The following is a 23,885-nucleotide window of genomic DNA, read 5'->3' on the forward strand; positions in this document are numbered from 1 at the left end:
ATGACCACTCAAAACAACGCGTTGCCAACCGCACGCAAACCCCTCGATATGCGCGCACTGCTCGACAACTGGGCGATGCTGTTGGCGGCGGTGGGCATCTTTGTGCTGTGCGCCTTGCTGATCGACAACTTCCTCTCGCCGCTGAACATGCGTGGCCTGGGCCTGGCGATTTCCACCGTCGGCATCGCCGCCTGCACCATGCTGTTCTGCCTGGCGTCGGGGCACTTTGACTTGTCGGTGGGCTCGGTGATTGCCTGCGCCGGTGTGGTCGCAGCTATCGTCATGCGCGACACCGAGAGCGTCATGCTCGGCATCGGCGCCGCGCTGCTGATGGGCCTGATCGTCGGGCTGATCAACGGCATCGTCATCGCCAAGCTGCGGGTCAACGCGCTGATCACCACCTTGGCGACCATGCAGATCGTACGCGGCCTGGCCTACATCTTTGCCGACGGCAAGGCGGTCGGCGTGTCCCAGGAGCAGTTCTTCGTGTTCGGCAACGGCCAGTTGTTCGGCGTGCCGGTGCCGATCCTGATCACCATCGTGTGCTTCGTGTTTTTCGGCTGGCTGCTCAACTACACCACCTACGGACGCAACACCATGGCCATCGGCGGCAACCCGGAAGCGGCGCTATTGGCCGGGGTGAACGTTGACCGCACCAAGATCCTGATCTTCGCCGTACACGGCTTGATCGGCGCACTGGCCGGGGTAATCCTCGCCTCGCGCATGACCTCGGGCCAGCCAATGATCGGCCAGGGTTTCGAACTGACGGTGATCTCGGCATGCGTGCTGGGCGGGGTGTCGTTGAGCGGCGGGATCGGCATGATCCGGCATGTGATTGCGGGGGTGCTGATTTTGGCAATCATCGAAAACGCGATGAACCTGAAGAACATCGACACGTTTTACCAGTACGTAATTCGCGGCTCGATCCTGCTGCTGGCCGTCGTCATCGACCGCATGAAACAACGCTGATCCCTCGCCATGTGAGGGCTAATGTGGGAGGGGGCTTGCCCCCGATAGCGGTGGGTCAGTTGATAAATCAGTGACTGATCCACCGCTATCGGGGGCAAGCCCCCTCCCACAGTTTTAATCGGCGGAGAATTTGAACACGGTGTTTTGGCTGTAGGTTTGCCCTGGATTCAAACGGGTTGAAGCAAACTTCGGCTGGTTAGGCGCATCCGGATAATGCTGCGTCTCCAAGGTAAACCCGCTCCAGTGCAGGTAAGTCTTGCCGCCTTTACCCTTTACCGAGCCATCCAGGAAGTTGCTGGTATAGAACTGCACCCCCGGCTCGCTGGTGTACAGCTGCAAACGCCGGCCCGACTCAGGGTCATGCACCTCGGCGGCAAGCTTTTTGACGTCGCTCTGGGTATCGAGCGCCCAGTTGAAGTCAAACCCGCCTTGCTTGGGCTCGGCAAACTTGAGCTGCGGATGATCGGCTTTGATGTGCTGGCCGATCGGCGTCGGTTTCAGGAAGTCCATCGGGGTGCCTTTGACCGGTGCCAGCTCGCCCGTAGGGATCAACGTGGCATTCACCGGGGTGTAATGGCTGGCATGCAAGGTAGCGACTTGCTTGAGGATGTCGCCGTTGCCCGCGCCGGCCAGGTTGAAGTAGCTGTGGTTGGTCAGGTTGAGCACCGTGGGTTTGTCAGTGGTGGCGGTGTAGTCGATGAGCAGTTCGTTGTTGTCGTTGAGGCGGTAGGTGACTTCGGTCTTCAGGTTGCCGGGGAAACCCATTTCACCGTCCTTGGACAGGTAGCTCAGCTTCACGCCGACTGAGCCCTTGTCCTTGACCGACTCGGCCTTCCACACCTGCTTGTCAAAACCCTGGGCGCCGCCGTGCAGCGAGTTGGGGCCATCGTTGAGCGGTACCTGGTAGCGCTTGCCGTCGAGTTCAAAGGCGCCGCCCGCCAGGCGGTTGCCGAAGCGCCCGATGGTCGCGCCAAAAAACGCCGTGCCGGCCTGGTAGCCCTGCACGTCGTCGAAGCCGAGCACCACGTCGTCGACCTTGCCGTTTTTATCCGGCACTTTGAGCGACTGCAACACGCCGCCGTAGGTGATGACCGTGGCTTGCATGCCATGGCTGTTGCGCAGGATGTACTGTTCGACGGGTGTACCGTCGTTGGTCTTGCCGAAGGCTTTGTGCTCGCTGGACAGCCCTGCCGCCTGGGCGCCGCCACTGGCAACCAGCAGGGACATGGCGAGGCCCGAGAGCAGGTATCGAGGGTGCTTCATGGTCGAACTTCCTTTTGTTGTTTTGAGTGGAATAGTTCTACTAATAGCGATATTTTGTCGGTGTGACAGCGAATTTATAGCCTTTAACGCCGATTTCGTAAAATAAAATAAGACTAATTGATCGAGGCAACCGTTATATGAGTACTGCACAGGCTGTTTATCCCGACCTTGAAGGCAAAACCGTGCTGGTGTCTGGCGGTGCCTCGGGCATCGGCGAGTTCATGGTGCGGGCCTTTGCCGCGCAGGGTGCCAAGGTCGGCTTTGTGGACCGTGCACAAAGCCAGGGCGAACGCCTGGCGGCGTTGCTGAGTTCAGCGGGGCATACCGTGGAGTTCGTGTGCTGCGACATCACCGATGAGATTGCCTACAAGGCCGCCATCGAGCGTTTCGAGCATTCATTGGGGCCGATCACCGTGCTGGTGAACAACGCCGCCAATGACGTGCGCCACACCCTGGAAGAAGTGGACTCGGACACCTTCGACAAGCTGATCTCGGTCAACCTCAAGCACGCCTTCTTTGCGGCCAAGGCGGTGGTGCCGATGATGAAAGCGGCCGGTGGCGGCGCGATCATCAACCTGGGCTCGGTCGGCTGGATGATGGCCTCCGCCGGCTACCCGGTATACGCCGCCAGCAAGGCGGCCGCCCACGGCATGACCCGAGGCTTGGCGCGCGAGCTGGGGCCTCACCGCATTCGCGTCAACACGCTGGTGCCGGGGTGGGTCATGACCGAGAAGCAATTGGCGATGTGGGTGGACGACGCGGCCAAGGAACTGATCGCCCGCAGCCAGTGCCTGCCCGGCAGCGTGATGCCGGAACACATCGCCAACATGGCGTTGTTCCTCGCCTCGGATGCCTCGGCGATGTGCTCGGCACAAAACTTTATTGTGGATGGCGGTTGGGTCTGAGCCTGACTCAGTCCTTCATGCAACCCAGGCCAGTGTGGGGGGAGGCTTGCCCCCTCCCATATTTGAACTGCGGTGCTTAGGCGATGGGGTAACGCTTGAACGCCGGATGCTGCTCCAGACGCTCGGCATGCCGTCGCAGGTTCGGGAACGCATCGGCCTTGACCACCGACGCCACGGTGAACTGGCTGAACGACCACGCGACTGCCGCCGTAATCGACGCCTGGGTCAGCACTTGGCTGTCACCCAACTGCTTGTCCAGTAACCCATAGGCCGCGAGCAACTGGCCGGTTACGCGCTCAAGCCACGGCGCGTGCTGTTTCTCCGCCGGGCGCAGGTTGTGCTCATAGACGATCTGCACGCTCTTCTCACAGGCTGCCAGCGCCAGCCCTAGAACGTGCAAGTCCTTGGCAAGTGCCACCGGTTGCTGGGGCAGCAGTTTGCTGTCCGCCGGGGCCAGGGCTTCGAGGTACTCCAGGATCAGGCTCGAATCCATCAACACCGTGCCATCGTCCAGCACCAGGGTCGGGGCCTTGACCACCGGGTTGATCTCGGCAAATTCCGCGTAGGTGCTGAACACCGATAATGGCTCGTGCACAAACTCAATCCCATACAACTCCAGGGAAATGGCTACGCGCCTTACGTAAGGCGAATCCAGCATGCCGACCAGTTTCATGAAGCCTCCATTGCTATCAGGGTGACGAGCTCAAGAGATTAAGGGCACTCGGCCGCCCGGCGCAACGAGGATGTCTTCAAGCCCGGCGCTCATACCGCGCTCCTGAAACCCTGGCGGCTGGCGCCCGGCGGTTGCCCGGTAATGCGTTTGTAGGCGCGACTGAAGGCCGCCTGGGAGGTGTAGCCGAGGCGGTGCGCCACTTCTTCGATGGGCAGTCGCTCCAGGGTCAGCCACTGGCTGGCGAGGCGCATGCGCAGTTCGGTCACGTAACGCAACGGCGGAACCCCCAGGGTCGCCTGGAAACGATCCGCGAACACCGAGCGTGAGGTATGACAGTGCGCCGCGAGCTCGGCCACGCTCCAGTCGCGCCCCGGCTGCTGGTGCAGGGCGAGCAGGGCACCGGCCAAGCGGGTGTCGCGCAAGGCGGCCGCGAGACCCGACGCATTGGCGCAGGCGCACTCGACCCAGCCCCGTACGATCATCGCCGCCACCACATCGGCCAGGCGCGCAAGGATGCCGGCGTAACCGACGCGGGCGCTGGAGACTTCGCGTTCCATCACCGCCAGGATCGGCATCAGGCCAGGGTAACGCTGGCCTGCGGCATCGATCAGCATCAAGGCCGGCATCAAGTTGCCGAGGCCCTGGATGCTGTCGAGTTCGAACTCCATGCAGGCACTGAACAGCAGGGTGCTGGAGGCAGCGTCGGGTGAGGCATTCACCGCGCACACGGTATCGCCCAGCGGTGCGGCGTCGAAGCTGGCGATGTCCTGCACGGGGTCATCCGGTTTGGATAACAGCGCGTGGGCGCCACCGTGGGCGATAAACACCGCATTGCCGGCCGACAACTCAAAGAGGCTGCCGTCGTGCAGGCGCAGGGTCGCGCAGCCGGCGGCCAGAAAATGGAAATACGCATGGCCCGGCTTGGCCGCAAAGCTGATGCCGAACACCGGCCCGGCCTGGATGCGCCGGTACTGCACGCCGCGCAGGCGCATGCTGCGCAGCAGTTCGTTGATCAGCTCGGAGGACAGGGTGAACGCATTGTCGGCTGGCATATTCGGGGTTTCGGTCAAGAACTCAAGGGTTTGAATCATAGATCATCCTGAAGGCGGAACCTAGACTGGCCGTCACGTTAATGCCTGAGGATGTCTTGTGATGAATGATTGTGTGTCCCATGCCCCTGTTGATGAACGGGTCGAACCGACCACACCCGCGTGGATGGCGGTGTTTTCCCTGGCGATGGGCGTGTTCGGCCTGCTCACGGCGGAGTACCTGCCGGCCAGCCTGCTGACGCCGATGGCCTTGGACCTGGGTGTGTCGCAAGCGTCGGCCGGGCAGGCGGTCACGGTCACGGCGGTGGTGGCGTTGTTCGCCGGTTTGCTGGTGCCTGGCCTGACGCGCGGCATCGACCGGCGCCTGGTGCTGTTGGGGTTCTCCACGCTGATGATTGCCTCCAACCTGCTGGTGGCGTTCTCGTCCAGCCTCCTGGTGCTGTTGTTGATGCGCATCCTGCTGGGCATTGCTCTCGGCGGTTTCTGGAGCATGGCGGCGGCCGTGGCGATGCGCCTGGTACCGGCGGCGTTGCTGCCCCGTGCGCTGTCGATCATCTTCAGCGGCATTGCGGTGGGTACCGTCGTCGCGGTGCCGTTGGGCAGCTACCTGGGTGACCTGTACGGCTGGCGCAGTGCATTTGTGGCTGCGGCCGCCGTCGGCGCGGTGACCCTGGCGTTCCAGCTGTTCACCCTGCCGCGCCTGGCACCCAGCGGCACCGCACGCCTGCGCACCGTGCTGGATGTACTGCTGCGCCCCGGCATTGCCATCGGTATGTTCGGCTGCGTGTTGGTGCACACCGGGCACTTCGCGCTGTTTACCTACATTCGCCCGTTTCTGGAAAGCACCACCGGGGTCGGCACCCAAGGGCTGGCGTTGATGCTGCTGGGGTTTGGCGCGGCGAATTTTGTCGGCACACTGTTGGCCGGATGGTTGCTGGTGCGCAACCCCCGGGGAACCCTGGTGTTGATGCCGGTCCTGGTGGGCGTCGCTGCGTTGGCCCTGGTGATGCTGCCCGCGTCACTGCCGGGTCAGGCATTGCTCCTGGCACTGTGGGGCATGGCCTTCGGTGGTGTGCCGGTGGCGTGGTCCAACTGGGTAGCCCGTGCGGTGCCGGATCAGGCCGAAAGTGCCGGTGGCATGGTGGTCGCTTCGGTGCAATCGGCAATCGCGGCGGGTGCGGCGGGCGGTGGCGCGATGTTCAGTGCCACCGGCATTGATGGGGTGTTTATAGGGGCGGGTTGCTTGATGCTGTTGGCGGCATTGTTGATCGCCCTGCGAGTGCAGGTGCCCCGGCACGCTGCGGCGGGGAGTGTGACGCACCACCCGTCTTTGGTTTAGTCTGAAACGCTTCGTTGATCGCAAACGCTTCTGGAGTCGTAAGCATGACCGAGTATGTACCCCCGAAAGTCTGGACCTGGGACACCGAAAGCGGCGGCACCTTCGCCAGCATCAACCGGCCCATCGCCGGTGCTACCCACGACAAACAATTGCCCATCGGCAAGCACCCGTTGCAGCTGTATTCCCTGGCCACGCCCAATGGGCAGAAGGTCACGATCCTGCTCGAAGAGCTGCTGGCCCTGGGGCACAGCGGTGCGGAATACGACGCCTGGCTGATCAAGATCGGCGATGGCGACCAGTTCGGCAGCGGCTTTGTCGGGGTCAACCCGAACTCCAAGATCCCGGCCTTGATGGATCACAGCGGCGCTACGCCGATTCGTGTATTCGAGTCTGGCGCGATCCTGCAGTACCTGGCCGAGAAATTCGGCGCGTTCTTCCCCACCGAACCGGCGGCCCGTGCGGAGTGTTTGTCGTGGTTGTTCTGGCAGATGGGCAGCGCGCCTTACCTGGGCGGTGGCTTCGGGCATTTCTATGCGTATGCGCCGAGCAAGATGGAATACCCGATCAACCGCTTCGCCATGGAGGCCAAGCGTCAGTTGGACGTGCTGGATAAACGCCTGGCGGTCAGCGAGTACATTGCCGGAGACGAATACACCATTGCCGACATCGCGATCTGGCCGTGGTATGGCGGGTTGGTCAAAGGCCGTTTGTATGGCGCGGCACAATTTCTGTCGGTACACGAATACACGCATGTGCAGCGCTGGGCGGACGCGATTGATGCGCGGCCGGCGGTGCAGCGGGGGCGGCGGGTGAACCGGGTGTCGGGCGAGGAACAGTTGCCCGAACGCCATGACGCAAGCGACCTCGACTGATTGAGGTCCCAGTGTGGGAGGGGGCAAGCCCCTCCCACATTTGGATCTCCTTGTCTTTGATTTATTTATAGCGCTGTTCGAACACCGCCACCTGCTCAGGCTTGATCAGTTCAAACGGCACCCACACCTCCGACTCGATCGGCTCGCCCTTGATCATCTTGATGGCCGACTCCACCGCCTTGGTCGCCTGGGCCTTGGGGTCCTGGAACACCGACGCCGCCAGCATCCCGCGCTTGACCGCCGCCAGACCGTCCGGCAAACCGTCGATACCGACAATCGCCACTTCGCCCTTGGCCTTGCCCGATTGCTGCAATGCCATGGCCGCGCCAATCGCCATTTCATCGTTGTTGGCGACGATGGCATCGAACTGGGTGCCCGCCAGCAACCAGTTGCTGGTCAGGTCCATGCCTTTGCTACGTTGCCATTCCGCGCTTTGTTGCTCCACCACCTTGATCCCCGGAAAGTCCTTGAGCACCTGCTTGGCGCCCTCGGTGCGGTCGTGGGTGGCATTCTGCGCAAGGTCGCCCATGATGATCGCCACATTGCCCTTGCCACCGAGTTTTTCCGCCAGGAAGCGCATCTGCAATTGCCCGGCCTCAATGTCGTTGGAGGCCACAGTAACCACGCCCTTGGGCAGGGTGCGTTCATCCGGGTGGCGGTTGACGTACACCAACGGCGTCTTGGCGGCCACGGCGGCGCGCGTCATGTTGGCGGTGGCGGAGGTATCCACCGGCAGTACGATCACCGCGTCGACCTTCTGGTTAAGGAAGCCTTCGACCTGGTTGAGCTGGCGCACCACGTCGCCCTGGGCGTCTTCGAACTGGATCTGCACGCCGTGCTGCTTGGCGGCGCTGTCCAGGCCGTTGCGCACGTAGGTCATGAAGTTATCGTCGACCCTGGCAATGCTCACGCCGATTCGGTAATCGGCGAAGGACCATGGGCTGAACAGCAGTAACAGCGTGGCAACGATCAATGAATAGCGATGCATGAGAGTGTTCCTTTTATTGTTATAGGGTGAACGCTTGACGGAAACGCTCCAGGGCCAGCTCGCTGTCGCCGCTGGCCCAGCCTTCCAGGCCAACCACGCCGCTGTAGCCGATGCCATGCAAGGCCCTGGCAATGGCCGGGTAGTGGATTTCGCCGGTGCCGGGCTCTTTGCGTCCGGGCACGTCGGCCACCTGGATCTCACCGATGGCGGGGCCTGCGCGCTGGATCAGTTCGATCAGGTTTCCTTCGCCGATCTGTGCATGGTACAGGTCCAGGTTCATCTTCACGTGGGGGCTGCCCACGGCTTCGATCAGCGCCAATGTGTCCTCGGCGCGGGCGAACGGAACGCCGGGGTGATCGACTTCGGTGTTGAGGTTTTCCAGCAGGAACACACGGCCCGCGTCTTCACCCAGGCGGGCGATTTTTTCCAGGGTCTTGCAGGCGCTCAGCCACATGCGCCCGGTGGCCTGGCTCACGGGCTGCACCGGCAGGCCGCCTTCACCCAGGCCAGTACCGTGCAGGTTGAGGCTGGGGCAATTCAGGCGTTCGGCGATGCCTAAAGATTCCCGGGCGCTGTCGAGCAATTGGCGGATGCCATCGGGATCGGTGAGGGTGCCGCTGATGTAGCCGGTCATCGAGGTGAAATCGGCGCCCGTGGCGACCAGCGCGTCGATGTCCTTGTGGGTCCAATCCCAGATTTCGGCGCTGAAGCCCAGGGCGTGAATGCGTTTGACGCGCTCGACGAAGGGCAGGTCGAGAAACACCATCTCGGCACTGATCGCCAGCTTGAACGGGATCATACGGCCACCGCCTTGCCCTGTTCGAACGAGGTGATGCAGGCGCGCGCAATCGCCAGGGCCGCCCGCGCGTCTTCACCGCTGGCCAGGGGCTTGGCACCGGTGCGCAGGCAGTCGACAAAGTGGTTGAGCTCGGCGACGTAGGCGTCGCGCAGCAGGTCGGTGTCCAGGCGCTGGGTGTCGGCCTGGATACCTTGGGCCAGGTAGCGCGTCAGGTCGGATTCCTGTACGCCACCCATGGTCAGCATGCCGGCGCTGCCGAAGACTTCGCCGCGCACATCGTAGCCATACACGGCCTGGAAGTTGGCCTCGGCGGTGGCAATCGCACCGTTATCGAAGCGGATCGTGACCACGGCGGTGTCGAGGAAGCCTTTGCTTTTGAATTGCGGGGCGATCAGCGCGTCGGCCATTACGTGGACTTCTACGGCTTCGGCACCGGGGTTGAGGTAGCGCAGGGTGTCGAAGTCGTGAATCAGGGTTTCGAGGAAGATCACCCATTGCGGCGAGTTGGCCGGGTTGTTCAGCGCCGGGTCGCGGGTCAGCGAGCGAAGCAGCTGTGGGGTGCCGATACGGCCGGCCAGCACGTCAAGGTGCGCGGTGCGAAAGCTCTTGGCGAAGCGCCGGTTGAAGCCGACCTGCAGCGGCACGCGGGCATCGGCGGCGGCAGCGATGGCGCGGTCGGCCTCATCGAGGGTGATGGCCATGGGTTTTTCGCAGAAAATCCCTTTGCCGGCGCGGGCGGCGCTGATCACCAGTTCGGCATGGCTGCGGGCAGGAGCGGCGATCAGTACGCCGTCGATATCCGGGTCGTCGAGCAACTGTTGCGGGTCGGTGTAGACCTTGTCCACGCCCAACTCTGCTGCCAGGCGAGCGGCTTGACCTGGGGTCGGATCGGCGATGGCGGCCAGGCTGGCGCCGGGGATATGCCGCGCAGCAGTCAAGCCGTGGAAGCTGCCCATGCGACCAGCACCGATCAAGCCCAGGCGGATGTTCTGTGTACTCATGTGGTGACCCCTTCTTATTGTTGGCCTCAGGACGGTCCTGATGGGCAAAGGGGTAGGAGCAAAGCCTGTGCCAATTCGTAAGTTGCTGATAGTTATAGGTTTATATGAATTCAATAAACAAAATGTGTTCATTTGGATGACATGTCTATACTGACATGTCAAAGATATGAACATGGATGACCGTGATGAGCATGGCCTTCAGCGTACAAGACCTCGACTACCTGACAGCCCTCGGCCCTGCTGCGCTGAACGACGGCCCAATCAATGCCTTGGAGCAAGCGTGGCAGGGGTGCCAGGAACGTTTGGTCGAACGCCCGGCCGATGTGCGCCAGGTGATCTGGGATTCATGGCGGCGCAGCGTCGAGGCGGGTATCGATCCTGCCGACAGCCAATACCGTTTCGTCGACCCTCACATCCTGGCTGCCACCCTGGCCAGCCACCGCGTGCTGATCGCGGCCGCAGCCCAAGTCATGCGTGGCCTGCTGGCCTACAACCCTCGCGGGCATATCAACCTTACCGATGCCGACGGCACCACCCTGTATTTCTGCGGGCTGGACATCACCCCCGTGGGCAGCCGCCTGTCGGAGTCGGTACAAGGCACCAACTGCACCGGCCTGGCCCTGGCCGAAGACCGCCTGGTGTATGTGCTGGCCGAGGAAAATTTCGCCGTTGGCCTGCGCCAGCGCCGCATGCACTGCGCCGCCGCGCCAATCAAGAATGCCCAGGGCCAGACCTTGGCCATGCTCACCCTCACCGCCGAGCCCGGTTGGTTCCACTTCCACACCTTGGGCACCGTGCAAGCTGCCGCCGAAGCCGTATCACGCCAGATGGCCCTGCAAGCGCTGCTTGAAGAACAGCAAACCGTGCTCGAAGTGCTTAACGAAGGCCTGGTGGTATTGGATGAACGCGGCTGCATCAAGGCGCTCAACCGCTATGCCCGGCAGCTGTTCCAGGTCGGGCCGGAGTTGGTGGGCAGCCCCTTCCAGCGCCTGGGCCGCAGCGAATTGAGCGACGCCCTGGGCGAGCCGGTGCGTGACCTCGATTGCACCTTCCACCTGCACGACCGCAGCCAACTCGCCTGCCTGGTCTCAGTGTGCCCGCTGGAACAGGGTGGGGTGATCGTGTCGCTGCGCGAGAACCGGCGCATCCGCGAAATCACCCGGCGCCTTGTCGGCACCCAGGCGCGGTATACCTTCGAGACCCTGCAGGGCACCTCGCGGGCGATCCAGGACGCGCTGCACCTGGCGCGCATCGCCAGTCGCAGTGACGCCACCACCCTGATCCTGGGTGAAAGCGGCACCGGCAAGGAGTTGTTCGCCCAGGCGATCCATAACGCCAGCGAGCGCTGCAACGGCCCGTTCGTGGCGGTCAACTGCGGCGCGATTCCACGGGACCTGGTGCAGAGTGAACTGTTCGGCCATGTCGAAGGCGCGTTCACCGGCTCGGCGCGGGGCGGCTCGGCGGGCAAGTTCGAACTGGCGGATGGCGGCACCATTTTCCTGGATGAGATCGGTGACATGTCCTTCGACGCCCAGGTCAGCCTGCTGCGGGTGTTGCAGGAGGGTGAAATTGCGCGGGTCGGCGCAAAAAGCGCACGCCAGGTGGACGTACGCATCATCGCCGCCACCCACCGCAACCTCAGCCAGGCCGTGGCCGAAGGCGCGTTCCGCGAAGACCTCTACTACCGCCTCAACGTGCTGAACCTGACCGTGCCGCCGTTGCGCATGCGCCGTGAAGACATCCCGCTGCTGGCGCGGCACTTCCTCACGCGTTGCGCGCGCTCGTTGCGAAAATCGGTGCAGGGTTTTTCGCCGGAGGCCTTGGCCTTGCTCTCGGCCCACGGCTGGCCGGGCAATGTGCGGGAGCTGGAAAACGCCATCGAACGGGCGACCAACCTGGCGACGGGGGAACTCATCCAATCGGCCGACTTACCCCTGGAAACCAGGCCGCGAGCCACGCTGCGCCATTCCGAGCCCCAGCCCGCCCAAGACCTGAGCAGCCACGAGATGCACGCCATCATCGCCGCGCTCAAAAGCACCCGCGGCAACATCCGCCTGGCCGCCCAACAACTGAACGTATCGCGGGGTGGGCTGTACAACAAAATGAGCCGATTCGGGCTGAATGCCGGGGATTTTCGCGGCGCGTAAATTCAAAATATGGCCACAGAAGCCCCTCACCACAGAAACCAGGTCACCACAACAGCGCATGACGTCGCTTCAGTCACACATATTTTCGGACGTCACAATCTGCGGCGCGATATGCACCCGATGCCGCATCGCATCAAACCCTTCGGCACTCTGCAACTCCACCAACAGCCCCACCAGCGCCACCGCCGTCTGCCGTGGCTGTGAGTCCATCACCACATCAATCAAGCCCTGGCTCAACGCCTGGCGAGACAGCTCGGTAGACTCCTGCAGGATGCAACACAACGCCGGGCGCTTGGGCAGCTGCGCCAGGGCGCTGATGATGCCGTCACCGCCGCCGCCCACCACGCACAGGCCGCGCAGGTCGCTGTGGCGGGTGAGCAGGTCGAGGGTGGCTTCTTCGGTGATGTCGCAGTTGTCCAGGTTGATCAGCGGCTCCAGCGGCTTGAGCCCCGGCGCGTGTTCGGCCAAATAGCTGTGCAGGCCTTCGACCCGTGCCTGATGCCCCAGGAACCGGTGGCCGCCCAATAGAATCCCGACGCTGCCTTTGCGCGCGCCACAGGTGCGGGCGAGCAGCCAGCCCATGGTGCGCCCGACCACATGGTTGTCCTGGCCGACATACGGTTCCAGGGCCTGTTCATGGATATCCGAGAGCAGGGCGACCACCGGCACGCCGGCCTCGCGGATCTGCGCCAGGCAGGCATTGATCAGCGGGTGGGCAAAGCTGACCACCGCCAGGGCATCACACTGCACGGCCAGTTGCTCGATCTGCGCGACGATGGCGCTGGGCGTGCGGTCATTGATGTATTCGAACTGACAGGTCAGGTTGGCCGTGGCGTGATGCTGCGCGGCGTCGCTGATCGACTGCGCCAGGTGCGCATAGAACGCCTGGGCGGTGCCCAGCAGCAGAATGCCGAAGCGATAGGTGGGCCGGCGTTCGCGGATGCGCTGGCCGATCAGCCGCGCCGCAAAATAGCCCACGGCTTCGGCGGCCTGGAATACTTGCTCGGCCGTTTCCGGATTCACCGGAGCACGCGCATTCAGCACCCGATCAACAGTGGCCACACTCAGGCCCGCATGGGCGGCGACGGTGGCAATGGTTGGGCGTTTATTGTTGTTCATGACAGCCCTCTTGAACGTCTTGATAGAAAACTATCAAGCCCCGCTGGGCCTGGATGATAGCTTGATAGGGAATGGATTCAAGGCCTTGAGGGTGATTTAGCCGCACTCTATCGTTGGTTTCGCAAAGCACCAGAAACCACCCGCTTGCGGAGAACAATAACAATGCCTGAACACACCGCTCACACCGCCCGGCGCGACTACAGCCTGACCGGCCCGGAAGCCGCCCGCGCTGCCGAAAAAGGCCTGGTCTCGGCCAGTTGGTACCAATCGCCGATTTCCCGTAAACGCATGAAAGAACTGATGCAGCGCCGCGACGGCCCGGCCTTGCGCGACACCGCCATCTGGGTGAGCGCGCTGTTCGCCACCGGTTTCGGCGGCTACTGGTTCTGGGGCTCCTGGGCCTGCGTGCCGTTCTTCCTCGCCTATGGCGTGCTCTACGGCACGGCGTCCAACCCGCGCTGGCACGAAACCGGCCACGGCACCGCGTTCAAGACCCGTTGGATGAACGACGTGCTGTACCAGGTCGCCAGCTTCATGTGCATCTTCGAGCCCCACGTCTGGCGCTGGAGCCATGCCCGGCACCACACCGATACCATCGTGGTTGGCCGCGACCCGGAAATCGTCGAACCGCGTCCGCCGAGCTTCTTGATGATGTTCCTGAGCCTGTTCAACCTGCCTTTGGCGTGGAAAACCTTCAGCGGCGTGGCGCGTCATGCGGTGGGCCAGATGAGTGCCCAGGAAGCGGACTTTATCCCCGAATCCGAGTGGCCCAAGGTGTTCCGCGCCGCGCGGATCTGGGTTGGCATTTATGCGCTGGTCATCGGCACTGCGCTGTACCTGCACAGCTGGTTGCCGCTGATGCTGGTGGGGTTGCCGAGCATCTACGGCGCCTGGCTCGGCTACCTGTTCGGCCTTACCCAGCATGTGGGCCTGGCCGAAGACGTGCTCGACCACCGCAGCAACTGCCGCACCATCTACATGAACCGCGTGCTGCGCTTTATCTACATGGACATGAACTACCACCTCGAACACCACATGTACCCGATGGTGCCGTACCACGCCCTCGCGCAATTGCACGAAGAGATCCGCAACGACTGCCCGCCGCCGTATGCGAATATTTTCGAGGCCTACCGGGAAATCCTGCCGACCGTCTGGAAGCAGCGCAGCGATCCGACGTATTTCATCCAGCGGCCGATTCGCCCGAGCGCGGAGCCGGCTGCCAATGCCCCGATGAGTGCCGAAGCCGCAGTCAGCTGAACCCCATCTATAACAAGAGAAACCGCCATGAACGATCAATGGATCGACGTCTGCGCCGTGGGCGAGATAGACGAAGAAGACGTGCTGCGCTTCGACCACGGGCCCCACACCTATGCGGTGTATCGCTCGGCCGATAATGAGTTTTTCGCCACCGCCGGCCTGTGCACCCACGAGAAAATCCACCTCGCCGATGGCCTGGTGATGGACCACGTCATCGAGTGCCCCAAGCACAACGGGCGGTTTGATTACCGCACCGGCAAGGCCATGGGCGCGCCGGTGTGCGTCAACCTCAAGACCTACCCGGTGCGGGTCGAAGCGGGGCGGGTACTGCTCGCTGTCACGGTGTGATGATGAACGCACCCCTGATCATCGTCGGCGCCGGCCATGCCGGTGGCCGTGCGGCGCTGACCCTGCGCGAAGAAGGTTATACCGGGCGCCTGGTGCTGATCGGCGATGAGCCGCACCTGCCCTACGAGCGACCGCCGCTGTCCAAAGGCCTCTTGCAGGGCACGGCGGACCTGGCGGCGTGCAGCCTGTGCGACAGCTCGCGCCTGGCCGAACTGGGCATCGAGCATATCGCCGCCAACCCGGTGACGCAGTTGGAGCCGCAGCACCATCGCCTGCAACTCGCCGACGGCCAGTGGCTGGCCTATGCCGGTTTGCTGCTGGCCACCGGCGGGCGGGCGCGACGTTTGCTCCAGGCGCAGGCCAATGTGCTTTACCTGCGCACCCACGACGAGGCCCTGGCCCTGCGCAGTGCCTTGCGTCCGGGTACACGGCTGATGATTGTCGGCGGCGGGTTCATCGGCCTGGAAGTGGCCGCCACTGCCCGGGGCCTGGGGTGTGAGGTCACGGTGCTGGAAGCCGGGCCGCGCCTGGCGGGGCGGGTGCTGCCGCCGGTAATCAGCCAGGCGCTGCTGGATCTGCACCGCCAGCAAGGCGTGGACGTGCGCTTGAACGTGGCACTGGAATCCATCCATGACGACGCCGTGCAACTGGTCGACGGGCAGTTGCTGCCCTGCGATCTGGTGGTGGTCGGCATCGGCATGCAACCCAATCTGGAACTGGCCGCCAATGCGGGGCTGGAGGTAGGGCAGGGCATCCGCGTCGATGCACACCTGCGCACCAGCGCGCCGGACATCTATGCGGCCGGCGATGTCTGTGAGTTTCGCCTCGATGGCCTGTACCAACGCCAGGAAACCTGGCGCAACGCCGAGGCCCAGGGTCGGCATGCGGCGCTGAATATGCTGGGGCGTGAAGTGCCTTTCGAAGCGATTCCCGGTTTCTGGTCTGATCAATACGACTGGGGCTTACAGACAGTGGGCGCGATGACCCCGCACCTGATCAGTCGTGCCTTGCCGGCCGGCGGCCTGCTGCTGTTCTACCTCAATGCCGACGGGCATTTGCAAGGCGCCTGCGGCTGGGCGCCCGGCAACAGCGTGGCCAAGGACATCAAGCTGTGCGAACGCCTGATCACGGCGCGCGCGGTGCTCAACCCATCCAGCCTGGCAGACCCCGAGCTGTCCCTCAAACACTTGCTGCGGAGCTGATATGCGCCAATTCCTGGTATTCCAATCCCTGTGGGCCATGCAGACCGAGCCCGGCCCGCTCGAAGCGCAGCTGGATCGAATCGCCGCAGCCGGCTTCGACGGCATCACCGACCATTACTGGAAACCCGCTGATGTGACACGCCTGCACGCCGCCGCGACGGCGCGGGGCTTGCAGATCGAAGGCCAGCTGTTTCCGCAATCGGTGGATGACCTCGCCGCCGCGCTGGATGTAATCAGCCGCTACGGCTGCCACCACCTCACCCTGCAAGCCGACGTGCGCCCGCGCACCCAGGCCGACGCGGCGCGGCTGGTCGAAGGTTGGCAGCGCCTGGCCGAGCAGGTGGATTTTCCGGTGCTGCTGGAAACCCACCGGTATCGCCTGACCAACGACCTGCTGTTCACCCTCGACCTGCTGGCGCAAATGCCCGACTTGAAGTTGCTGGCCGACCTGTCCCACTACGTGGTGGGGCGCGAGTTGCCCGAGCCGGGCGCGGTGGAAGACGACGAACAGATCCGCACGATCCTGCGCCACAGCTGGGGGTTTCATGGCCGCGTGGCCAGCAGCGAGCAGGTGCAGGTCTCAATGGCATTCCCCCAGCATCAGGCCTGGGTCGAGCGGTTTATTGGCTGGTGGCGCTACGGCATCGAAGACTGGTTGGCGCGCCCCGACACAGGGCAGAGCCTGTCGTTCACCTGCGAACTGGGCCCGCCGCCGTATGCGATCACCGGTGCCGATGGGCGTGAAATCAGCGATCGCTGGGCTGAGGCGTTGAAGATGCAGGGGTTGATTCGCCAGGTTTGGAACGACTGCCAAACCCTGGTCTGAAGGCGGCCTTACGAGAGTGGGCATATTCTGTATGGTGACCTGGCTTTTGTGGTGAGCATGCTTTTGTGGTGAGCGGGCCTCTATGGTGAGCAGGCTTCTGTGGTGAGCGGGCTTGCCCCGCGCTGGGCTGCGAAGCAGCCCCATTAAGAACGCCGCGTTTTTTCAGGTAAATCCCAGTGTCAGGTTTTGGGGCCGCTTCGCAGCCCAGCGCGGGGCAAGCCCGCTCACCACAGAAGCCCGCTCACCACAGAAGCCAGACCACCACAGAAGCCAGGTCACCACAGAGGCCCGCTCACCCCAAAACAGCACGCGGCCTTACCCGGCCAACATCCCGGTGCTCACCGCCACAATCAGGAACACCCCCAACAACGCCCGGTAGATCACGAACGGCCAGGTGGAGAACCGCTCCAGAAACTTCATCAGGCCCCAGATCGCAAAAAACGCCGAGACGCTGGCCACCACCAGGCCAAACAACAGGTGCGGCCAGGCATGGGCTGGCAGATCGGCGTGCAGCAACACCCACAGTTCTTTCAAACCGGCGAGGGCGATAGCAGGCAGGCCCAGCAGGAAAGAAAACCGTGCGGCTTCTTCACGCTTGAAGTTGAGGAACAACGCGGCGGTAAGCGTCGAACCCGAACGCGACACCCCTGGAATCAACGCGCCAATCTGCGCCACACCCACGATCAGCGCATCGCGCAGGCGCATCTGGCTCACGTCGCGGGTGTGCCGTGCACGCAGCTCGGCTGCCGCGAGCAACACCGCCATCACCAGGCAGGAAATGCCGATTACCATCAAGCCACGCAATGGCGAGTTGCAGCTGTTGAGGATCGACGACAGTGCCAGGCCGGCGATACAGATCGGAATCGTCGCCAGCACAATCGCTACCGCGAGCTTGAACCACCGGTCGTTGTAGTCGCCACGGCGCACTGCACCAATGCTGCCTGTCGTCACCTGCTGCACATCGCGCCAGAAATAACTGACCACCGCCGCCAGTGCCGCCAACTGCATGGCCGCCGAAAACGCCGAACCGGGATCCTGCCAGCCGAGCATGGCGGGCACCACGCGCATGTGAGCGGTGGACGACACCGGCAACAATTCGGTAATGCCCTGGATGACACCGAGGATGAAGATCTGCAGGTAATCCAGGGACGCAAAGCCCACATCCAGGCCGGCGGAACAGACGTTCGTCAAAATACGTGTCCTTGAAAAAAGGGAGATATCGGCGAAGTTTATTCGAAATGTTTCAGCGCTTCGGCAGGGCCGACGGCTATTTGCAATCGGTTCAGCAATTAGAAAGGTTCGCGACGCTATTGGACTGTTCCGAGGTTTTGTGAACAATGGCGCCCTGCGTTTTTTGACCGAGAGCCCCATGCCCGAAACCACCGTGGAACTGATCCAGACCGGCCCCGAAGAAGCCGAGTTGATCCGCAACCTCTACCAGTATTACGCCTATGAGTCGTCGGACTGGGAGCAGGAAGATGTCGAGGCCGACGGCCGCTTCTACATCCATGACGAGCACCTGAACCGCTACTGGCAAGACCCGCGCTGGAGCGCCAACCTGCTGCTGGTCGATGGCTATATCGCCGGGTTCCTGTTGATCGAGGACAGTGAGGTATCAGGCATCGACGCCCTGGAACTGGCCGACCTGTTCATCCTCAAGCGCTACCGCCGCAAAGGCATCGGCCGCGCCATTGCCACCCAGGTGCTGTGCAGCGGCGAGGCCAATTGGCTGGTGCGCTTTTATGACCAGGATGAAGTGTCCCAGGCGTTCTGGCGCACGGTGCTGGACAACCTGCCGCGCCCGGTGCAGACCCTCGAACTGGACGACGAGCCGCAGTTGGTGAGCTACTTGATCACGCGAGCGGCGCTGCATTAAACGCCTGCTGCATCGCCTGGGGCGGCTGCCCGAACGCCCGTAGAAACGCCTGGCGCATGCGCTCGCGATCACCGAAGCCGGTTTCGCGGGCCACCACTTCCACCGGGTGACGGCTGGTTTCCATCATGGCCCGCGCAGCTTCCACGCGCAGGGCTTCGATGGCCTTGGCCGGGGTTTGCCCGGTTTCTTCGCGGAACACCCGGCTGAACTGGCGCGGGCTCAAACGGGCGACGTCGGCCAGGGCTTCGACGGACAGGTCATGGGTGAGGTTCTCGCGGGCGTAGGCCAGGGCCAGTTGCACGCGGTCGGACTTGGGGTCCAGCTCCAGCAGGGCCGACAATTGCGACTGCTCGCTGCCCCGGCGCTGGGCGATCACCAGTTTGCGTGCAATGCGCCGGGCAAGGTCGCTGCCCAAATCGTTCTCCACCATCGCCAGCGCCATGTCCACACCGGCGCTCATGCCGGCGCCGGTCCATACCTGGCCGTCCACCACAAACAGTTTGTCTTCTTCCAGTTGGATAGCCGGGTAGCGCTTGCGAAACGCCGGGGCGTGAATCCAGTGGGTGGTGGTGCGCTTGCCTTCCAGCAATCCGGCGTCGGCCAGCACAAAGATGCCCATGCACAACGAGGCCACGCGGCGTGATTGCGCCGAGGCTGCCTTGACCAAGTCCAGCAGGTTGGCCTCCGGCAGGCGGAATTCCAAATAACCGCTGACGATCAGCGTGTCATAGCCCTCGGGCCGAATCGGCGAGGTGTTCACCGAAAAACCCTGGGAGGTCATCACCGCGCCGCCGCTTTCAGAGACCAGGTGAAACTCATAGGCCGGCTCCCCGCGCAGCAGGTTCGCGCACTCGAACACCGAGCCCAGGCTGAGGCTCAGGGATTGAAAGTTCGGGTAAACCATCAGCGCAACGCTGTGCATCGTCATTCTCCAAGGGGCGCGGGAGGGTGGATTGTCGGCGCGTGCCGGGCAAACGGCAACCCGCGCCGGCTCATGTCCGGAATCCTTGCGTATCTGACATTGTGAGGGTGCGGCGTGGCCCCTAACATTCCCTCAACGAACTAGACGACTGGTCTAATCGGACGGGATCAAGCATGAACAGCGAAACCAAAAATGCACGACAGACCATTCTGGACACGGCGCAAGTGATTGTCGGCCGCAAGGGATTTTCTGCGGTGGGCCTGAATGAAATCCTTCAAGCCGCCGACGTGCCCAAGGGGTCGTTCTATCACTACTTCACCTCCAAGGACGGCTTCGGTGTGGTGTTGCTCGACACCTACTTCGACCACTACGTACACGGCATGCAGCAACTGTTCGACCAACCCGGTTTAACCCAGCACGCCAAGTTGATGCGCTATTGGGACGCCTGGATCGACAATCAGACCGGCTGCACCGAGGCGGGCAAATGCCTTGCCGTCAAACTGGGTGCCGAGGTGTCTGACCTTTCAGAGCCGATGCGTCTGGCCCTGCAACGCGGCACTTCGCGCACCATTGCATTACTCGCCGTGGCGCTGCAGCGCGGCATTGAAGACGGCTCATTGCGGCTTCAGCACCGCCCGCAGGACTTGGCCCAGCAGCTTTACGCGCTGTGGCTGGGGAGCAGCGTCATGAGCAAGATCACCCTGACATCCGCGCCGTTTGATGAGGCGTTGTTGCTGACCCGACAGCTGTTGGGTCGCCCTGAACACACTGATATTCACTGATCGAGGCACTGGAAAATGAAAAAAGTATTAATGGTACTGACCTCTCACGACCAGCTTGGCGATACCGGGCGCAAGACCGGCTTCTGGCTCGAAGAGTTTGCCGCGCCGTATTACGCATTCAAGGACGCCGGCGCCGACGTGGTGCTGGCCTCCCCAGCCGGTGGCCAGCCGCCGTTGGACCCGGTCAGCGACGAGCCGGATGCGCAAACCGAGCAGACCCGCCGCTTCGCCGCCGACCCGGCCGCGCAGCGGGCATTGGCCAACACCGTCAAGCTGGACACAGTCAACGTGGATGCCTTTGACACGGTGTTCTACCCAGGCGGTCACGGCCCGTTGTGGGACCTGGCGGAGTCGCCGGTGTCCATCGCACTGATCGAAGCGTTTGAGCGTGCCGGCAAGCCCATCGGTTTTGTCTGCCACGCGCCGGGCGCGCTGCGTCACGTCAAGGCGGTCAATGGTGAGCCGTTGATCAAGGGTCGTCGCGTGACTGGCTTCTCCAACTCTGAAGAAGAAGCCGTAGGCCTGACCCGCGTGGTGCCGTTCCTGATTGAAGATGAATTCAAGAAGCTGGGCGGCAAGTACGAGAAGGGCGCCGACTGGGCATCCTTCGTGCTCGTCGATGGCCTGCTGGTCACCGGGCAGAACCCCGGCAGCTCCAGCGATGTGGCCAAAGCCCTGCTGAAACTCACCGCTTAACTTAATCAACCACTCGATTTGTTGGCGACTCAATAGAGTCGCCAATGCTTTCGTGCGCCCCGAATTTGGAAAAAACCATGACTGACACCGTTTTAAGTACCCCGGTAAAACTGGGCCATCACACGCTGACCAACCGTGTTGTGCTGCCCCCGCTGACCCGCCAGCGCAGCGCCCAGCCCGGCGATATCGCCACCGATCTGATGGCCGAGTATTACCGCCAGCGTGCCAGCGCCGGGTTCATGGTCAGCGAAGGCACGCAGATCGAACCCCGTGGCCAGGGTTATGCGTGGACACCGGGCATCTACACCCCGGCGCAGATCGACGGCTGGCGCAAAGTCACCGACGCGGTGCATGCCGACGGCGGGGTGATCTTCGCCCAACTGTGGCATGTGGGGCGCGTCTCCCATAACGCCTTGCAGCCAGGCGGCGCGGCACCGGTGGCGCCTTCTGCGCTGGCGGCCTTGCAAGCCAAAGCCTTCATCGCCACCGGGCCTGGTGCCGGCGAACTGGTGCAACCCCCGGTGCCGCGCGCGTTGAGCACCGCTGAGGTCAAGCAACTGGTGGGGCATTACGCCCAGGCGGCGCGCAACGCCGTGGATGCCGGGTTCGACGGGGTGGAAATCCATTCGGCCAATGGTTACCTGGTCAATCAGTTCATCTCGGCCCATTCCAACACCCGCGATGATGAATACGGCGGCTCGCTGCAAAACCGCCTGCGTTTTCTGCGTGAGATCGTCGAAGCGGTCAGCGCCGTCGTCGGCCCGGAACGCCTTGGCGTGCGGTTCTCGCCGTTGTTCAGCGGCACTGACGAAGACCGTGTGTACATCGGCCTGGTGGAAGAAGACCCGCACCACACCTATATCGAAGCGATCAAGGTGTTGGAGGCGTCGGGCATTGCCTATGTGTCCATCGCCGAGGCCGACTGGGACAACGCGCCGATCCTGCCTGACAGCTTCCGTGAAGCCGTGCGCAGCACCTTCAGCGGTCGCATCATCTATGCCGGTCGCTACACCGCTGAACGTGGCGCGAAACTGGTCGAAGCCGGGCTGGCGGATTTGATCGCATTCGGGCGGCCGTTCATTGCCAACCCGGACCTGCCGCAGCGGATTTTTAATGGCTGGCCATTGAATCCGCTGCGCGAGGCAGGGATGTATGGTGGCGGTGAGGAGGGGTATATCGACTATCCCACGTACCTCGGGTAGTCATGCAATCAATGTGGGAGGGGCTTGCCCCCTCCCACATTTGATGTCTAGTGCCTGCTGGTTACGCGACCCGCAACACAATCTTCCCAATATGATCCCCACCTTCCATCCGTGCATGGGCCTTGGCGGCGTCGGTGTAGTCAAACACCTGGTCGATGATCGGCAAGCAGCGCCCCGCCTCCAGCACCGGCCAGATGTACTCGCGCAGCTGTTCGGCAATCGCGGCTTTTTCGTCCTTGGTGCGTGCGCGCAGCAGCGAGCCGGTGATCACCGCGCGTTTGCCGAGGATCGTCAGCAGGTCGACGTCATTGGCCTTGGCGCCGCCGAGAAAGCCCAGCATCACCAGGTGCCCGTCCATGGCCAGGGCCTTGAGGTTGTTGTTGAGGTACGAGCCACCCATGATGTCGAGGATCACGTCCACACCCTGGCCGTCGGTCTGTTGGGCGATGACTTCGGCAAATGCCTGCTCGCGGTAATTGATCGGCTCGGCGCCCAGCTTCGCGATGGCCGCGCACTTGTCGGCGCTGCCGGCGGTGGCGAAGGCCTGGATGCCGAACTCTCGGCACAGCATCAGTGCGGTGGTGCCGATGCCGCTGGTGCCGCCATGGATCAGCACCCGTTGGCCGGTATGCGCATCGCCGAGGCCGAACAGGTTGGCCCACACGGTGAAGAAGGTCTCCGGCACGGCGGCGGCTTGAATCCAGTCCATGCCTTCGGGGATCGGTAAGGCCTGGCCGGCGGGCACCGTGCAAAACTGCGCGTAACCGCCGCCATTGGTCAGGGCGCATACCTTGTCACCGAGGCCGAACTCGGTCACGCCGTCGCCCAGCGCCACCACTTCACCGGCCACTTCCAGACCAGGAATCGGGCTCATGCCGGGTTTCATCGGGTACTTGCCTGCGCGTTGCAGGGCGTCGGGGCGATTGACCCCGGCGGCGTGCACGCGGATCAGGATCTCGCCGGGACCGGCCACAGGTGTTGGCGCCTGGCGCGGTTGCAGCACCTCTGGGCCACCGGGGCTGGTGATTTCGATCAGGGTCATGTCGTTAGGGAGTGTCATTTGAAATTACCTGCAGCGATGAGCGTATGGAGTGGGACCGCATCGGGCGGCCGGCGGTTCAGCCAAAGCATGCCCAGTTCCAGTGCCAGGGCGACCACTATCGCCCCGGCGGCGATCATGAACAACAGCACAGGCTTGCAATCTTGCGCGCTGCTCAGTGGACACAATCCACCGTTCAACCAACAGGGAGCACCTATGAGCGAATCAAGACATCAGGATCTGGGACTGTTGTTTCTACGGGCGAGCGGGGCGCTGTTCCTGCTATGGGTGCATGGTGTGCCCAAGGTGCTCAACTACAACGACCAACTGCAACTGATCGAAGACCCGTTTCACCTCGGCGCGCACGTCACGCTGCTGCTGGCGATCTTTGCCGAAGTGCTGTGCCCGGTGCTGATCGTTGCCGGCGTGTGGGTGCGCCTGGCGTGCCTGCCGATCCTGGCGGTGCTGTTGATCGCCATGGTGGTGGTGCATCCGCAGTGGACGGTGTTTGAAGGGCAGTTCGGCTGGCTGCTGTTGATCATCTTCACCAGCGTGCTGATTGCCGGGCCGGGGCGCTTTGTGCTCGGCCAGCGTTTTGCCTGAATAAAAAA

The 23,885-nt window shown here is 63.0% G+C and carries 23 protein-coding genes and 1 pseudogene; 14 read left to right on the plus strand and 10 right to left on the minus strand.

The genetic code is table 11. From position 1 onward, the window contains the following. Positions 1 to 969, plus strand: coding sequence for an L-arabinose ABC transporter permease AraH (gene araH / locus DNK50_RS14665; protein WP_112194770.1), 969 nt, complete (start codon positions 1 to 3; stop codon positions 967 to 969). 114 nt (positions 970 to 1,083) lie between these two features. Here the strand turns inward: araH and DNK50_RS14670 are convergent, their stop codons facing one another. Further along, the gene (locus DNK50_RS14670) at positions 1,084 to 2,232 is read right to left on the minus strand and encodes an aldose epimerase family protein (RefSeq protein ID WP_112194772.1); all 1,149 of its coding nucleotides are present in this window, start codon (positions 2,230 to 2,232) and stop codon (positions 1,084 to 1,086) included. A gap of 137 nt (positions 2,233 to 2,369) precedes the next feature. Here DNK50_RS14670 and DNK50_RS14675 point away from each other — a divergent pair, with 137 nt between their 5' ends. Next, positions 2,370 to 3,137 carry an SDR family NAD(P)-dependent oxidoreductase gene (locus DNK50_RS14675; RefSeq protein WP_112194774.1) on the plus strand — a complete coding sequence of 256 codons (768 nt, stop codon included), beginning with the start codon at positions 2,370 to 2,372 and terminating at the stop codon, positions 3,135 to 3,137. Positions 3,138 to 3,213: 76 nt separating this feature from the next. Here DNK50_RS14675 and DNK50_RS14680 read toward each other — a convergent pair whose 3' ends face one another. Then, entirely contained in the window at positions 3,214 to 3,810 is a 597-nt protein-coding gene (locus tag DNK50_RS14680) for a glutathione S-transferase (protein ID WP_112194776.1), read from the minus strand. Positions 3,811 to 3,899: 89 nt separating this feature from the next. Beyond that, positions 3,900 to 4,862, minus strand: coding sequence for an AraC family transcriptional regulator (locus tag DNK50_RS14685; protein ID WP_099586435.1), 963 nt, complete (start codon positions 4,860 to 4,862; stop codon positions 3,900 to 3,902). A gap of 100 nt (positions 4,863 to 4,962) precedes the next feature. On the opposite strand from DNK50_RS14685, the gene DNK50_RS14690 reads away from it, so the two are divergent. Together DNK50_RS14690 and yghU are read left to right on the plus strand one after the other, a co-directional pair. Continuing rightward, complete coding sequence (locus tag DNK50_RS14690) at positions 4,963 to 6,198, plus strand: MFS transporter (protein ID WP_112194778.1); 1,236 nt, start codon at positions 4,963 to 4,965, stop codon at positions 6,196 to 6,198. Positions 6,199 to 6,242: 44 nt separating this feature from the next. Further along, complete coding sequence (gene yghU, locus DNK50_RS14695) at positions 6,243 to 7,070, plus strand: glutathione-dependent disulfide-bond oxidoreductase (RefSeq protein ID WP_112194780.1); 828 nt, start codon at positions 6,243 to 6,245, stop codon at positions 7,068 to 7,070. 61 nt (positions 7,071 to 7,131) lie between these two features. Here yghU and DNK50_RS14700 read toward each other — a convergent pair whose 3' ends face one another. From DNK50_RS14700 to DNK50_RS14710, 3 genes are read right to left on the minus strand one after another with little or no spacing between them, the layout of a single operon-like run. Then, positions 7,132 to 8,058 carry a sugar ABC transporter substrate-binding protein gene (locus DNK50_RS14700; RefSeq protein ID WP_099586407.1) on the minus strand — a complete coding sequence of 309 codons (927 nt, stop codon included), beginning with the start codon at positions 8,056 to 8,058 and terminating at the stop codon, positions 7,132 to 7,134. A 19-nt stretch (positions 8,059 to 8,077) separates the two neighbouring features. Further along, complete coding sequence (locus tag DNK50_RS14705; protein WP_112194782.1) at positions 8,078 to 8,857, minus strand: TIM barrel protein; 780 nt, start codon at positions 8,855 to 8,857, stop codon at positions 8,078 to 8,080. Then, positions 8,854 to 9,858: a Gfo/Idh/MocA family oxidoreductase gene (locus DNK50_RS14710; RefSeq protein ID WP_099586409.1), complete on the minus strand. Its 1,005-nt coding sequence runs from the start codon at positions 9,856 to 9,858 to the stop codon at positions 8,854 to 8,856. Before DNK50_RS14710 ends, DNK50_RS14705 begins: the two co-directional genes overlap by 4 nt. A gap of 185 nt (positions 9,859 to 10,043) precedes the next feature. Here DNK50_RS14710 and DNK50_RS14715 point away from each other — a divergent pair, with 185 nt between their 5' ends. Next, entirely contained in the window at positions 10,044 to 12,005 is a 1,962-nt protein-coding gene (locus tag DNK50_RS14715; RefSeq protein ID WP_112194784.1) for a sigma-54-dependent Fis family transcriptional regulator, read from the plus strand. Positions 12,006 to 12,074: 69 nt separating this feature from the next. On the opposite strand, the gene DNK50_RS14720 is transcribed toward DNK50_RS14715, so the two are convergent. Then, the gene (locus tag DNK50_RS14720) at positions 12,075 to 13,124 is read right to left on the minus strand and encodes a LacI family DNA-binding transcriptional regulator (protein WP_099586411.1); all 1,050 of its coding nucleotides are present in this window, start codon (positions 13,122 to 13,124) and stop codon (positions 12,075 to 12,077) included. 162 nt (positions 13,125 to 13,286) lie between these two features. Between DNK50_RS14720 and DNK50_RS14725 the strand changes: the two genes are divergently transcribed. The 4 genes from DNK50_RS14725 to DNK50_RS14740 are packed head-to-tail and all read left to right on the plus strand — an operon-like array spanning position 13,287 to position 16,757. Next, positions 13,287 to 14,381, plus strand: coding sequence for a fatty acid desaturase family protein (locus DNK50_RS14725; RefSeq protein WP_112194786.1), 1,095 nt, complete (start codon positions 13,287 to 13,289; stop codon positions 14,379 to 14,381). Between the two features lie 27 nt (positions 14,382 to 14,408). After that, the gene (locus DNK50_RS14730; protein ID WP_099586413.1) at positions 14,409 to 14,729 is read left to right on the plus strand and encodes a MocE family 2Fe-2S type ferredoxin; all 321 of its coding nucleotides are present in this window, start codon (positions 14,409 to 14,411) and stop codon (positions 14,727 to 14,729) included. Positions 14,730 to 14,731: 2 nt separating this feature from the next. Continuing rightward, the gene (locus DNK50_RS14735) at positions 14,732 to 15,931 is read left to right on the plus strand and encodes an NAD(P)/FAD-dependent oxidoreductase (protein WP_112194788.1); all 1,200 of its coding nucleotides are present in this window, start codon (positions 14,732 to 14,734) and stop codon (positions 15,929 to 15,931) included. Between the two features lies 1 nt (position 15,932). Next, positions 15,933 to 16,757: a sugar phosphate isomerase/epimerase gene (locus DNK50_RS14740; RefSeq protein WP_112194790.1), complete on the plus strand. Its 825-nt coding sequence runs from the start codon at positions 15,933 to 15,935 to the stop codon at positions 16,755 to 16,757. A gap of 315 nt (positions 16,758 to 17,072) precedes the next feature. On the opposite strand, the gene DNK50_RS14745 is transcribed toward DNK50_RS14740, so the two are convergent. Next, positions 17,073 to 17,948, minus strand: coding sequence for an undecaprenyl-diphosphate phosphatase (locus tag DNK50_RS14745; RefSeq protein WP_112194792.1), 876 nt, complete (start codon positions 17,946 to 17,948; stop codon positions 17,073 to 17,075). 178 nt (positions 17,949 to 18,126) lie between these two features. Here DNK50_RS14745 and DNK50_RS14750 point away from each other — a divergent pair, with 178 nt between their 5' ends. After that, positions 18,127 to 18,633, plus strand: a complete 507-nt coding sequence (locus DNK50_RS14750; RefSeq protein ID WP_099586436.1) for a GNAT family N-acetyltransferase — start codon at positions 18,127 to 18,129, stop codon at positions 18,631 to 18,633. Here DNK50_RS14750 and DNK50_RS14755 read toward each other — a convergent pair. Then, complete coding sequence (locus DNK50_RS14755; protein ID WP_099586417.1) at positions 18,611 to 19,555, minus strand: GlxA family transcriptional regulator; 945 nt, start codon at positions 19,553 to 19,555, stop codon at positions 18,611 to 18,613. The two genes, DNK50_RS14750 and DNK50_RS14755, sit on opposite strands and share 23 nt — an antisense overlap. Before the next feature lie 173 nt (positions 19,556 to 19,728). Here DNK50_RS14755 and DNK50_RS14760 point away from each other — a divergent pair. From DNK50_RS14760 to DNK50_RS14770, 3 genes and pseudogenes are all read left to right on the plus strand, one after another. Beyond that, positions 19,729 to 20,356, plus strand: a pseudogene (locus DNK50_RS14760) (TetR/AcrR family transcriptional regulator). After that, positions 20,353 to 21,033 (plus strand): type 1 glutamine amidotransferase domain-containing protein, encoded by a 681-nt coding sequence (locus tag DNK50_RS14765; protein WP_256595271.1) that lies wholly within the window; start codon positions 20,353 to 20,355, stop codon positions 21,031 to 21,033. Before DNK50_RS14760 ends, DNK50_RS14765 begins: the two are co-directional and overlap by 4 nt. Positions 21,034 to 21,110: 77 nt before the next feature. Continuing rightward, positions 21,111 to 22,235, plus strand: coding sequence for an alkene reductase (locus tag DNK50_RS14770; RefSeq protein ID WP_112196943.1), 1,125 nt, complete (start codon positions 21,111 to 21,113; stop codon positions 22,233 to 22,235). Between the two features lie 61 nt (positions 22,236 to 22,296). Here the strand turns inward: DNK50_RS14770 and DNK50_RS14775 are convergent, their stop codons facing one another. Beyond that, positions 22,297 to 23,295 (minus strand): NAD(P)H-quinone oxidoreductase, encoded by a 999-nt coding sequence (locus tag DNK50_RS14775; RefSeq protein WP_112194796.1) that lies wholly within the window; start codon positions 23,293 to 23,295, stop codon positions 22,297 to 22,299. A gap of 195 nt (positions 23,296 to 23,490) precedes the next feature. Here DNK50_RS14775 and DNK50_RS14785 point away from each other — a divergent pair, with 195 nt between their 5' ends. Next, positions 23,491 to 23,877 (plus strand): DoxX family protein, encoded by a 387-nt coding sequence (locus tag DNK50_RS14785; protein WP_112194798.1) that lies wholly within the window; start codon positions 23,491 to 23,493, stop codon positions 23,875 to 23,877. Positions 23,878 to 23,885 lie beyond the last annotated feature (8 nt).

Origin of the sequence: Pseudomonas sp. LG1E9, assembly GCF_003290225.1 — a bacterium.
Lineage (GTDB): Bacteria > Pseudomonadota > Gammaproteobacteria > Pseudomonadales > Pseudomonadaceae > Aquipseudomonas > Aquipseudomonas cyclaminis.

What these genes read in the sequence shown, in the direction of transcription:
- araH (WP_112194770.1), top strand. Translation starts at nt 1, where the DNA reads ATGACCACTCAAAACAACGCGTTGCCAACCGCACGCAAACCCCTCGAT.
- DNK50_RS14670 (WP_112194772.1), bottom strand. Translation starts at nt 2,232, where the DNA reads ATGAAGCACCCTCGATACCTGCTCTCGGGCCTCGCCATGTCCCTGCTG.
- DNK50_RS14675 (WP_112194774.1), top strand. Translation starts at nt 2,370, where the DNA reads ATGAGTACTGCACAGGCTGTTTATCCCGACCTTGAAGGCAAAACCGTG.
- DNK50_RS14680 (WP_112194776.1), bottom strand. Translation starts at nt 3,810, where the DNA reads ATGAAACTGGTCGGCATGCTGGATTCGCCTTACGTAAGGCGCGTAGCC.
- DNK50_RS14685 (WP_099586435.1), bottom strand. Translation starts at nt 4,862, where the DNA reads ATGCCAGCCGACAATGCGTTCACCCTGTCCTCCGAGCTGATCAACGAA.
- DNK50_RS14690 (WP_112194778.1), top strand. Translation starts at nt 4,963, where the DNA reads ATGAATGATTGTGTGTCCCATGCCCCTGTTGATGAACGGGTCGAACCG.
- yghU (WP_112194780.1), top strand. Translation starts at nt 6,243, where the DNA reads ATGACCGAGTATGTACCCCCGAAAGTCTGGACCTGGGACACCGAAAGC.
- DNK50_RS14700 (WP_099586407.1), bottom strand. Translation starts at nt 8,058, where the DNA reads ATGCATCGCTATTCATTGATCGTTGCCACGCTGTTACTGCTGTTCAGC.
- DNK50_RS14705 (WP_112194782.1), bottom strand. Translation starts at nt 8,857, where the DNA reads ATGATCCCGTTCAAGCTGGCGATCAGTGCCGAGATGGTGTTTCTCGAC.
- DNK50_RS14710 (WP_099586409.1), bottom strand. Translation starts at nt 9,858, where the DNA reads ATGAGTACACAGAACATCCGCCTGGGCTTGATCGGTGCTGGTCGCATG.
- DNK50_RS14715 (WP_112194784.1), top strand. Translation starts at nt 10,044, where the DNA reads ATGAGCATGGCCTTCAGCGTACAAGACCTCGACTACCTGACAGCCCTC.
- DNK50_RS14720 (WP_099586411.1), bottom strand. Translation starts at nt 13,124, where the DNA reads ATGAACAACAATAAACGCCCAACCATTGCCACCGTCGCCGCCCATGCG.
- DNK50_RS14725 (WP_112194786.1), top strand. Translation starts at nt 13,287, where the DNA reads ATGCCTGAACACACCGCTCACACCGCCCGGCGCGACTACAGCCTGACC.
- DNK50_RS14730 (WP_099586413.1), top strand. Translation starts at nt 14,409, where the DNA reads ATGAACGATCAATGGATCGACGTCTGCGCCGTGGGCGAGATAGACGAA.
- DNK50_RS14735 (WP_112194788.1), top strand. Translation starts at nt 14,732, where the DNA reads ATGAACGCACCCCTGATCATCGTCGGCGCCGGCCATGCCGGTGGCCGT.
- DNK50_RS14740 (WP_112194790.1), top strand. Translation starts at nt 15,933, where the DNA reads ATGCGCCAATTCCTGGTATTCCAATCCCTGTGGGCCATGCAGACCGAG.
- DNK50_RS14750 (WP_099586436.1), top strand. Translation starts at nt 18,127, where the DNA reads ATGCCCGAAACCACCGTGGAACTGATCCAGACCGGCCCCGAAGAAGCC.
- DNK50_RS14755 (WP_099586417.1), bottom strand. Translation starts at nt 19,555, where the DNA reads ATGCACAGCGTTGCGCTGATGGTTTACCCGAACTTTCAATCCCTGAGC.
- DNK50_RS14765 (WP_256595271.1), top strand. Translation starts at nt 20,353, where the DNA reads ATGAAAAAAGTATTAATGGTACTGACCTCTCACGACCAGCTTGGCGAT.
- DNK50_RS14770 (WP_112196943.1), top strand. Translation starts at nt 21,111, where the DNA reads ATGACTGACACCGTTTTAAGTACCCCGGTAAAACTGGGCCATCACACG.
- DNK50_RS14775 (WP_112194796.1), bottom strand. Translation starts at nt 23,295, where the DNA reads ATGACACTCCCTAACGACATGACCCTGATCGAAATCACCAGCCCCGGT.
- DNK50_RS14785 (WP_112194798.1), top strand. Translation starts at nt 23,491, where the DNA reads ATGAGCGAATCAAGACATCAGGATCTGGGACTGTTGTTTCTACGGGCG.